At 70.4% G+C, this 9,565-nt stretch carries 9 protein-coding genes; all 9 read left to right on the top strand.

The genetic code is table 11. The features are described from left to right. The first annotated feature begins 111 nt into the window (after nucleotides 1-111). Complete coding sequence (locus ACZ5GT_RS33865) at nucleotides 112-516, top strand: nitroreductase family deazaflavin-dependent oxidoreductase (protein ID WP_398277896.1); 405 nt, start codon at nucleotides 112-114, stop codon at nucleotides 514-516. Next, on the top strand, nucleotides 513-1,103 hold the full coding sequence (locus ACZ5GT_RS33870) for an NADPH-dependent FMN reductase (RefSeq protein ID WP_398277893.1): 591 nt from the start codon (nucleotides 513-515) through the stop codon (nucleotides 1,101-1,103). Before ACZ5GT_RS33865 ends, ACZ5GT_RS33870 begins: the two co-directional genes overlap by 4 nt. Nucleotides 1,104-1,184: 81 nt before the next feature. Beyond that, nucleotides 1,185-2,489 carry a cation:proton antiporter gene (locus ACZ5GT_RS33875; protein ID WP_469034055.1) on the top strand — a complete coding sequence of 435 codons (1,305 nt, stop codon included), beginning with the start codon at nucleotides 1,185-1,187 and terminating at the stop codon, nucleotides 2,487-2,489. A 164-nt stretch (nucleotides 2,490-2,653) separates the two neighbouring features. After that, entirely contained in the window at nucleotides 2,654-3,313 is a 660-nt protein-coding gene (locus tag ACZ5GT_RS33880; RefSeq protein ID WP_398277887.1) for a hemerythrin domain-containing protein, read from the top strand. 65 nt (nucleotides 3,314-3,378) lie between these two features. Further along, entirely contained in the window at nucleotides 3,379-4,848 is a 1,470-nt protein-coding gene (locus ACZ5GT_RS33885) for an MFS transporter (protein WP_469034057.1), read from the top strand. Between the two features lie 1,138 nt (nucleotides 4,849-5,986). Then, nucleotides 5,987-6,907 (top strand): MarR family winged helix-turn-helix transcriptional regulator, encoded by a 921-nt coding sequence (locus tag ACZ5GT_RS33890; RefSeq protein WP_398277881.1) that lies wholly within the window; start codon nucleotides 5,987-5,989, stop codon nucleotides 6,905-6,907. A gap of 194 nt (nucleotides 6,908-7,101) precedes the next feature. Then, nucleotides 7,102-8,814, top strand: coding sequence for an NAD(P)/FAD-dependent oxidoreductase (locus ACZ5GT_RS33895; RefSeq protein ID WP_398277878.1), 1,713 nt, complete (start codon nucleotides 7,102-7,104; stop codon nucleotides 8,812-8,814). Nucleotides 8,815-8,854: 40 nt separating this feature from the next. Next, complete coding sequence (locus ACZ5GT_RS33900; RefSeq protein WP_469034060.1) at nucleotides 8,855-9,436, top strand: flavin reductase family protein; 582 nt, start codon at nucleotides 8,855-8,857, stop codon at nucleotides 9,434-9,436. 1 nt (nucleotide 9,437) lies between these two features. Next, nucleotides 9,438-9,565 (top strand): biotin carboxylase N-terminal domain-containing protein (locus ACZ5GT_RS33905; RefSeq protein ID WP_146225392.1); only part of this gene is annotated, 128 nt, incomplete at its 3' end.

Consider the following 9,565-nt stretch of genomic DNA (forward strand, 5'->3'; position numbering starts at 1 on the left):
GGCCGGGCGGCCACGGGCCGTCCGGCGACGCGGCCGACGCGGCCGACGCGGCCGGGGGACCGATGTGCAAGGGACCGACGTGCAAGAGATCGACGTGCAAGGGAGGAAGACATGCCGATCGACAGGAAAGTAGCCCGTTTCAACCGGCGGTTCGCCAACCGTCTCGTGGGGCCGCTGTTCAGCCGGCTGCCCGGGTTCGGGAAGGTCCACCACCGCGGACGCAAGTCGGGGCGTGAGTTCGCCACCCCGGTGAAACTGTTCCGCCGTGGTGGGGACATCATCATCACGCTGCCCTACGGACCCGGCTCCGACTGGGTGAAGAACGTGCTGGCGGCGGGCGGCTGCGAGATCACCACCCGCGGGCGCCGCATCCGGGTGGCCAATCCCGTCGTCTTCACCGACGACGGCACGACGAAGATGCCCGCCCTGACCCGCCGGATCCTCTCCAGGGTCGACGCCACCGAGTTCCTCGCGCTCACACCGGTGGCCTCCCCGGCATCGGCGGCCCGGCGATGAGCGCGCAGGGGCGGGTGACCCGGCCGGTCAGGGTCGTCCTCCTGGTCGGCTCCGCCCGCGCCGGACGGCTCGCCCCCGACGTCGCCGGCTGGTTCGCCCAGGTCGCCACCCGGCGCGACGACATCGTCCTGGACGTCGTCGACGTTGCCGAGCACCTGCTGCCCGCCTCCCTCGCCGAGGACGACGCCGGTGCCGCGGCGCTGCGCCCGCGGCTGGCCGGGGCCGACGCCTACGTGGTCGTCGTACCCGAGTACAACCGCAGCGTGCCGGGCCCGCTGAAGACCCTCATCGACAGCTTCCAGTCCGAGTGGGAGGCCAAGCCGGTCGGCTTCGTCGGGTACGGGCTCGGCACGGCCGGCGGGGTACGGGCGATCGAGCACCTGCGGCAGATCTTCGCCGAGTTCCACTGCGTCGGGATGAAGGACATCGTCACCTTCCCCCGCGTTCTCGACCAGTACGACGGCGAGGGCCGCTTCCCCGCCGATCCCGAGGGCGCTGAAGCCGCCGCCAAGCTCATGCTCGACCAGTTGCTGTGGTGGGCCGAAGCGCTGCGTGAGGCCAAGGCGGTCCGTCCTTATGGCTCCTGAGGCCGGCATTGCCCGCCCCTGACACCGGACGTCGCACGCACCCGCGCGCACCCCGTCCCTTCCCCCACCCAGGAGACTGCGATGGCAGCTGTCCCGGATCCGCTTCCCGACCTCCTGATCGCCATCCCGGCGGTGATCCTCGCCTGCCGGGCCGGCGCCCAGTTCATCGGACGGCTCGGCCAGCCGCCGGTCGTCGGTGAGATCATCGTCGGCATCCTGCTGGGCCCCTCGCTGCTGGGCTGGCTCTGGCCCCAGGCGGAGGCCGGGCTCTTCCCGCAGCCCGTCCTGCCGTACATCGGCGTGCTCGGCAACATCGGACTGCTCGTCTTCATGTACTTCGTCGGTCTCGAGCTGGACCTGGGATCACTGCGCGGACACAGCAGGACCGTGCTGGCCGTCTCCCAGGCCGGCATCGCGGTACCGCTGCTGCTGGGCGTCCTGCTGGCGTTCGCCATGCACGGCGATCTGGCCCCCGCGGGAATCGACAGGCTGCCGTTCGTGCTGTTCGTCGCCGTCTCGATGAGCATCACCGCCTTTCCGGTCCTGGCCCGCATCCTCACCGACCGCGGCCTGTACCGCACCCGAGTGGGCACGCTCGCCATGGCGAGCGCGGCCGTCGGCGACGTGACCGCGTGGTGCCTGCTGGCGGCCGTCGTGGCGGTGGCGAAGAGCAACTCGCCGTGGGAAGCCGCCACTACGGCCCTGTACGCCGCGGCCTTCACGCTGGTCATGTTCCTCGTGGTACGGCCACTGCTGGCCCGGTGGGCCGCGCGCGCCGAGCGGCGCCACTCCGACGGCGTCATCCTCGTCGTGCTGTTCAGCGGGCTGAGTGTGGCCGCGTACGCCACCGACCGGATCGGGGTGCACGCGCTGTTCGGTGCGTTCCTGTTCGGTGTGGTCAGCCCGCGCGGCAGCCGCAGGGTCGAGGCCACCGGAGCCCGGCTGCGCGCGTTCGCGGTGCCGCTGCTGCTGCCGCTGTTCTTCGTCACCACGGGGCTGAAGACCGATGTGTCGCTGTTGGCCGGGAATGCCACACAGTGGCTCTGGGCGGGTGCCGTGCTCGCGGTGGCCGTGCTGGGCAAGTGGGGCGGCGGCTCGCTCGCGGCCCGGCTCTCGGGCCACGGCTGGCGGGACGCGATGTCGCTGGGAGCGCTGATGAACTGCCGGGGGCTGACCGAACTGGTGGTGCTGAACATCGGGCTCGATCTCGGGGTCATCGGCCCTGAGTTGTTCACCGTCCTGGTGCTCATGGCGCTGGTGACCACGGCCATGACCACCCCGGCCCTGACCTGGTTCCGCAGGGGGGCCGACGACGACCTCGCAGTGGACGACTCGCCCACGGCCGGCCGTGACGAGCCCGCCCTGCAGTCCGCGAGACCCCGCTGACCCGCCGCTCCGACCGCGCGGGCGGCGGTCCCGCAGCAGCCCCTCCCGGGATTACTTCACCTACTGATGGTTGGGATGTTGTTGATTGGCTGCTTGATAGATAAGTGCATTGACGATAGTGTCGGAGTGCGACACGGAGCAGTGAGGCAGCCAGGGAGAGAAAGATGAGCCAGGAGTTCAAGAACCTCGACATGACGATGATGTTCGCGATCCACGACGCCCTCCGGCGCGAGCTGGAGCGGATCGCACGGATCACGGCCCGGGTTGACGAGGATCCCCGTCACGTCCTGAGCACCGCGGTCGGATGGGAGCTGTTCAAGAAGTTCCTGACGATCCATCACACCTCCGAGGACCTCACCGTGTGGCCCGTGATGCAGCAGGCGCTGGCCGGCAAGCCCGACGAGCTGGCCCTGCTGGACGCGATGGAGGCCGAGCACGCGGTCATCGACCCGCTGCTGGCGGACATCGACGCGGCCCTCGCCGACCGGGACTCCGGCCTGGAGCGTCTGGGTGGTCTCACCGACACCCTCCACGCCCAGGTCAGCGGCCACCTCGACCATGAGGAGCGGGACGCCCTGAAGCTCATGGACATCACCATGAGCCAGGAACAGTGGGCGGTCTTCAGCACCGAGCAGCGCACTCGCGTCGGCGACGACTCCCGCCGCTACCTGCCCTGGCTGCTGGACGACCTGCCCGCCGACAAGCTCGCCCGCGTCATCGGCAAGCTGCCCGAGCAGCTGCGCACCGCCTACGAGACCGAATGGCGTGCCGCCTACGAGGCGCTGGACATCTGGGGCACCAAGGCCGGCTCCACCGCCGGCTGAACCCGGGGAGCCACCCGACGGCAGCCCTTACATCCCCCCAACACAAAGACAACCGGAGAGAGTTCATGTCGCTGCAAGACCCGACCCAGGCCGGCCGCAAGGCCGCGGCGCCCCCACAGGACAGCAGACTCGGCCTCGCGCTACTGGTCATCGCCGCAGCGCAGCTCATGCTCGTCCTCGACAACACCATCGTCGCCGTCGCCCTGCCGAGCATGCAGAGCGCACTGGGCATGACCGAATCCAGCCTCGGCTGGGTCGTCTCCGCCTACGCACTCGCCTTCGGCGGTCTGCTGCTGGCCGGCGGGCGTGCCGGTGACCTCTTCGGCCGCCGCCGGATCTTCCGCATCGGGCTGGTCCTCTTCACCGCCGCCTCGCTGCTCGGCGGCCTGGCCCAGAGCGGGGAGCTGCTGATCGCGGCCCGGGTCATCCAGGGAGCCGGCGCCGCCATCGCCGCCCCCACCGCCCTGTCCCTGCTGGCCACCACCTTCCCGGCCGGCCCCGCACGCAACAAGGCCCTCGGCGTGTACGGCGCGATGGGCGGCCTCGGCTCGGTCGTGGGCCTGCTGCTCGGCGGCGCGCTCACCGAGTACCTGAGCTGGCGCTGGGTGATGTTCGTGAACATCCCGATCGCCCTCGCCGTCCTGTTCGGCACCAGCGTCCTGATCGAGGGCGAGCGCGAGCGCGGCAAGGTCGACGTCCCGGGCGCCTTCACCGCCACCTTCGGATTCGGGGCGCTGGTCTACGGCATCAACCGCGCCGGTGACAAGGGATTCGACGACGCCGCCACGCTGATCGGCCTGGGCGCCGCGCTCGTGCTGCTGCTCGCCTTCGTCGCCATCCAGCGATCCAGCAGCGCGCCGATGATTCCCCGCGGTGTGCTGGCCGACAAGAGCCGCGTCGGCGCCAACCTGGTGATGTTCCTGGTCGGAGCCGGCATGCTCGCCACCTTCTACTTCCTCACCCTCTACATGCAGGTGGTCAAGGGCTACGAGCCGATGGTCACGGGCCTGGCCTACCTGCCGTTCGCGCTCGGCATGGGCATCGCGGCCGGCGGCCTCGGCCCGCAGCTGCTCGCGAAGATGCCCGACCGCAACGTGATCGTCCTCGGCCTGATCATCGGTATCGCGGGCATGGTGTGGTTCAGCTTCGTGGAACCCGGCCAGAACCCGCTGGCCGTCCTGCTGCCCGCGCAGCTGGTCGTCGGCCTGGGACTCGGGATGGTCTTCGTGGCCGTCACGATCATCAGTGTCCGCGGTGTCGACCCGCAGGCCACCGGTGCCGCCTCCGGCCTGGTCAACACCGCTCAGCAGATCGGCGGCGCCATCGGCCTGAGCACGCTGGCCGCGGCTGCCACGGTCATCACCGAGAACCACCTGCCGGGCAGCCTGCCCGAGGCGCTGACCACCGGGTACTCCTACGGGTTCCTGCTCGGCGGCGGCATGTACCTGCTGGCCCTGCTCGCAGTGCTGGCGACCGTCCCCGCGACGGCTCCGCACTCGCAGCGCGACGGAGAGCCCAACCCCGTCGCGCTGTGACCAGATCCGGCGGCCCCGCTATTCGTCCCCCGGCGCGGGGCCGCCGGTGTCATCTCCCCCGTCCCCGCCAGTGCGAAGGCGCATCGAGTCATGCCGGGTCCCGCCGAGTCCTTGCACAACGAACAGCCCGTCCAGGACGTGATGACCGAGTCCGGGGCGGCGCACAAGCGTTCCCTGGCCCTGTCTGGGCAGGTCCGCCCGGTCACCCTCGCGACCCCGCGCGCGGTGGCCACCCACGCAGCCGGCCGCCGCCCGGACCACCGCCGTCGAGGCCCGGGCCGAGAGCCTGCACCCCGAGTCCCTCCAGCGGGTGCCGGGCCGGCCGGCGTGCTCACACCGGACGGCCGGGTCCACGGCCCGACACAGCCGGGGGAGGAACTGCGCTGCGACCACCCTGCAGCCCGCCGTCCCATTGGCGCCGGCGGGCCGGCCGGGCACGGCGACCCCACCCCGGTGGACCCGCCGCACACACCGCGCACCGGTGAAGCGGCCCACCCCGCCCACAGGGACGACCCGCCGCCCGACCGGGTCCCGGCCGAGTCCTGCGACGCCGTCCCGGCCGGCCACCCGGCGCGCGGCGTCCCGCTGATCGCAGCGCTCGGCAACTGCTCCGCCCCCGGTCACCGCCACGGCCTCGCCGACGGTGTCCTGCCCGCGGACCGTCCCGCATCGCCCGGCACGCTCGGCGGCCCGCCAGGAGCCCCTCCGAGCGGCCGTGACGGGTGGGCCCGGGCCGTCACCGGGAGCACCGTCGGCGAGCTGCCCGCGGTCGGCGGGGGCTGCGTCCTCTCCTCCGGCCCGCACACCGCACCGTCCCGGAGGCGCCCCGGACCTCGCGACGCCGCGCCGACGCCCGGGGCCACCTCGCCGCGGCCCCGGTACTCCCGCCCGCTCCACCGGCGCCCGACGTTCCATGGACGACCCGGCGCGGCCAGCCGGGCTGACGGCGGCCGGTGTCTGCCAGGCAGGCGGCCACGCGGCAGCAGTGCGGTCGGTGAGCGAACCGGTACTGCCGACCGGGTGCGCTGATCCCCGCTCTCCTGGGGCGGTGCACTCGCCCGGAGCGCGAGTGCACCCCTCGTATACTCGGTTCGGAGGTGCTGTCTTGCGGCGTGAACGCGATGAGGGTCGAGGTACCGTGTCCCGGACCGAGGAGCTCGCGGAGGTGCCCGGAGCCCTTCCGGAATCGCTCACGGGCTTCATCGGTTACCTCCTGCGCCGGGTGTACGCGCAGTTCTCCGCGGCCGCGGACGGCAGCGACAGCGACTCCCGGGACTTCCTCGTCCTCGACGCGCTCACCGGCCGTGACTGGGAGTCCCAGCTCGACCTGGCCGAGCGGCTGGGCATCAACCGGACCATCATGGTGTCGGTCATCGACCGGCTGGAGGCCTGCGGAGAGGTGCAGCGCACCCGCAATCCCGGAAACCGGCGCCAGTACGTGCTCTCCCTGACCGACAAGGGACGCAGAGCCGCCGAGGACCGGCGCCGCGCCGTGGCCGAGCGGGACGCGAGACTGACCGCCGTGCTGACTCCCGAGGAGACGGCCCGGCTGGACGAGTTGCTGGCCAGGCTGCTGCCCGAGTCCGCGCAGCCTCTGGTGCAGGGTACTGAGTACCTGGTGGCGCAAGCCCATCACCGGCTGCGCCGGCACGGTGACGAGAAGCTGGCCGGTACCGGGCTGCGTGTGCGCCACTACGGCCCGCTGTCCGCTCTCCAGGCGTACGGGCCCTGTTCCCAGCAGCAGCTCGCCGAGCTCCTCGCCATCACCGGGCCTGCCGTCTCCCAGCTGGTGGACGAGCTGGTCAAGCAGGGTTTGGTGCGCCGCGGCCGCGACCCGCGTGACCGGCGCCGGTACGCCCTGGAGGTGACCGGGCTCGGCCTGGAGAAACTCGGCATCGTCATGCGGGCCGTCGCCGAACTGGCGGCCGACGTGGCCGGCATGCTCGGCCCCGGAGGAGAGGACGAACTGCGCGTTCTCCTGCTGAAACTCCTGGCCTCGACGCATTCTGGAACCGCGTTCTCCGAATTTTCCAAACCCTCGGCCCCAGCCAGGGGTTGAACTTCCGCGAAAATCCTGTCACGCTAATTCCGGCGGCACTCGCACGCCCTTTTCAGGCTCTTCATTCCATCCTTCCGGATCGTAGTCACCTCCTTTCCGGAAGGTGTATGAGGGGCCTTTTTTCATGCGGTTCTCCCGCCGTGGCCGACTCGGAATTCTTGCTGTGCACCGCCCCCCGACGAAGGAGACAGCTCATGGTCGCGAAGCTGACCGAAGGCATGCCGGAACCGGCGAGCATTCCCGAGGAGATGACCTTCGACGTCATCATCCTGGGCTCGGGCATGGCCGGTTCCGTCACCGGCGCGATCCTGGCCAGGCATGGCGCGAAGGTCCTGCTGGTCGACGCCACCGCCCATCCGCGCTTCGCCATCGGTGAATCCATGACCCCGCAGCTCGTGGAGTGGATCCACATCCTCGCCGAGCGGCACGACCTTCCCGAACTGAAGAGCCTGGCCAGCGTCGAGGCCTCCACCCGCGACATCGCGCCCTCTTTCGGCACCAAGGCGCATTTCGGTTTCATGAAGCACGAGGTCGGCAAGGAGCCCGACCCGCGCCAGGCCACCCAGCTGGCCCTGCCGAAGATCTTCCACCAGAACAGCCACATGTTCCGCCAGGACAGCGACGCCTTCATGTTCCACGTGGCGATCAAGTACGGCTGTACTCCCCGGCAGAACTGGCGGGCCACCGAGGTCGAATTCGACGACGACGGTGTGACCGTCCTCGGCAAGAGCGCCGCCCCCGGCGCCGAGCCCGAACTGTACCGGGCGAAGTACCTGGTGGACGCCTCCGGTTTCCGCTCGCCGCTCGCCGACAAGTTCGACCTGCGTGAGAAGCCGGCCCGCTTCAAGCACCACTCCCGGTCGATGTTCACCCACTATGTCGGCGTCAAGCGGTTCGACGACGTGAGCGGCCACCCCGCCGGCCTGCGCCCGCCGGCCGACTGGCACACCGGCACCATGCACCACCTCATCGAGCGCGGCTGGTTCTGGATCATCCCCTTCGACAACCACAAGAAGTCACGCAACCCGCTGTGCAGCGTGGGCCTCACCATCGACGAGCGCACCTACCCCAAGCCGAAGGACCTCACCCCCGAGCAGGAGTTCCAGCTCTTCCTCGACAAGTACCCGGCAGTCAAGCGACAGTTCGACGGCGCCACCCGAGTACGCGAGTGGGTGTCCACCGACCGGCTGCAGTACTCCTCGAAGCAGACCATCGGCGACCGCTGGTGCCTCATGTCGCACGCGGCCGGCTTCCTCGACCCGCTGTTCTCCCGCGGCCTGTCCAACACCATGGAGGTCGTCGACGCGCTGACCTCCCGCCTGGTGGCCGCCCTCAAGGACGGCGACTTCTCCGCGAAGCGTTTCGAGTACGTCGAACGCCTGGAGCAGGGGCTGCTGCAGTACAACGACGAACTGGTCAACAGCTCCTTCATCTCCTTCTCGCACTTCCGCCTGTGGAACGCCGTGTTCCGGGTCTGGGGCTCCTTCATCACCCCCGGCACCATGCGGCTGACCCGGGCCCGCCTCCAGCACGTCCGTGACGGCCGCGAGGAGCACTTCGACGAGCTGGAGCAGGTCCCGTACCCGGGCCTGTGGTGGCCGCAGAGCGACTCGTTCAAGCAGCTGCTCGAGGCCACGGGGGAGACCTGCGAGAAGTACGAGGCCGGCGCGCTGACCGGCGACGAGGCCGCCGACATCGTCTTCAAGCTGCTGAAGGACTCGCCCGTCGTCAACCCGGTGTTCGGCTGGAAGGACGAGCAGAAGCGCTTCATCTACCCCTCGACGGCGATGATGGCCCGCTTCCTGTACTGGGCGTCGGTCCAGGCTCCGCCGGAGATGAACAGCGTCGGCCGTGAGTTCCTCCTCGGGATCCTCAAGGCCGGGTCCAAGGTTCGCAAGCTCCTCTGATCCGCGCGGCATTACTCCGACACCCATGGAAGGGATGCGCATGTCCGCAGCAGCGCGGTCGCTGACCCGCGCCCATGAGCGCCAGCCCATCGAGCCACTGAGTCTGCGCCGCGTGTGCGGCCTGTTCACCACCGGCGTCACGGTCATCACCACCGGGCCGGAGGAGAACGCGGACGGCACGACCGTCAACTCCTTCACGTCCGTCTCGCTGGAACCCCCGCTCGTGCTGTTCTGCCTGCACAGGAAGTCACGGCTGCACGCCCCGCTGGAGGAGAGCGGCGGGTTCACCGTGAACTTCCTGTCCGGGCGGCAGCAGTCGCTGGCCCGCTCCTTCGCCGAGCGCCGGCCCGACGCTTTCGAGGGCGTCCCGCACCACTTCACCGCCGACGGACTGCCCGTCCTCAGCGAGGCGCTCGCCTACCTCGCCTGCACCACGGTCGACATGCACGCGGCCGGGGACCACGACATCGTCGTCGGCGAGGTGGTCGATCTGAGCCTGCCCCAGCACAGCCAGGAGCCGTTGATCTTCTTCGACGGATCGCTGGGGCCGCTGCAGACGGACGCCGGACGCTTCAGCCACATCGTTCCGGAGTCTCCGGGACCGGACCGACAGGCGTCCTGACATGCGCAAGGTGCTGATCGCCAACCGTGGTGAGATCGCTGTCCGTGTCGCCCGGGCCTGCCGGGATGCCGGTATCGCGAGCGTGGCCGTCTACGCCGACCCGGACCGGGACGCTCTGCATGTCCGCGC

This window comes from Streptomyces sp. NPDC031340 (assembly GCF_055569945.1).

What these genes read in the sequence shown, in the direction of transcription:
- ACZ5GT_RS33865 (WP_398277896.1), top strand. Translation starts at nt 112, where the DNA reads ATGCCGATCGACAGGAAAGTAGCCCGTTTCAACCGGCGGTTCGCCAAC.
- ACZ5GT_RS33870 (WP_398277893.1), top strand. Translation starts at nt 513, where the DNA reads ATGAGCGCGCAGGGGCGGGTGACCCGGCCGGTCAGGGTCGTCCTCCTG.
- ACZ5GT_RS33875 (WP_469034055.1), top strand. Translation starts at nt 1,185, where the DNA reads ATGGCAGCTGTCCCGGATCCGCTTCCCGACCTCCTGATCGCCATCCCG.
- ACZ5GT_RS33880 (WP_398277887.1), top strand. Translation starts at nt 2,654, where the DNA reads ATGAGCCAGGAGTTCAAGAACCTCGACATGACGATGATGTTCGCGATC.
- ACZ5GT_RS33885 (WP_469034057.1), top strand. Translation starts at nt 3,379, where the DNA reads ATGTCGCTGCAAGACCCGACCCAGGCCGGCCGCAAGGCCGCGGCGCCC.
- ACZ5GT_RS33895 (WP_398277878.1), top strand. Translation starts at nt 7,102, where the DNA reads ATGGTCGCGAAGCTGACCGAAGGCATGCCGGAACCGGCGAGCATTCCC.
- ACZ5GT_RS33900 (WP_469034060.1), top strand. Translation starts at nt 8,855, where the DNA reads ATGTCCGCAGCAGCGCGGTCGCTGACCCGCGCCCATGAGCGCCAGCCC.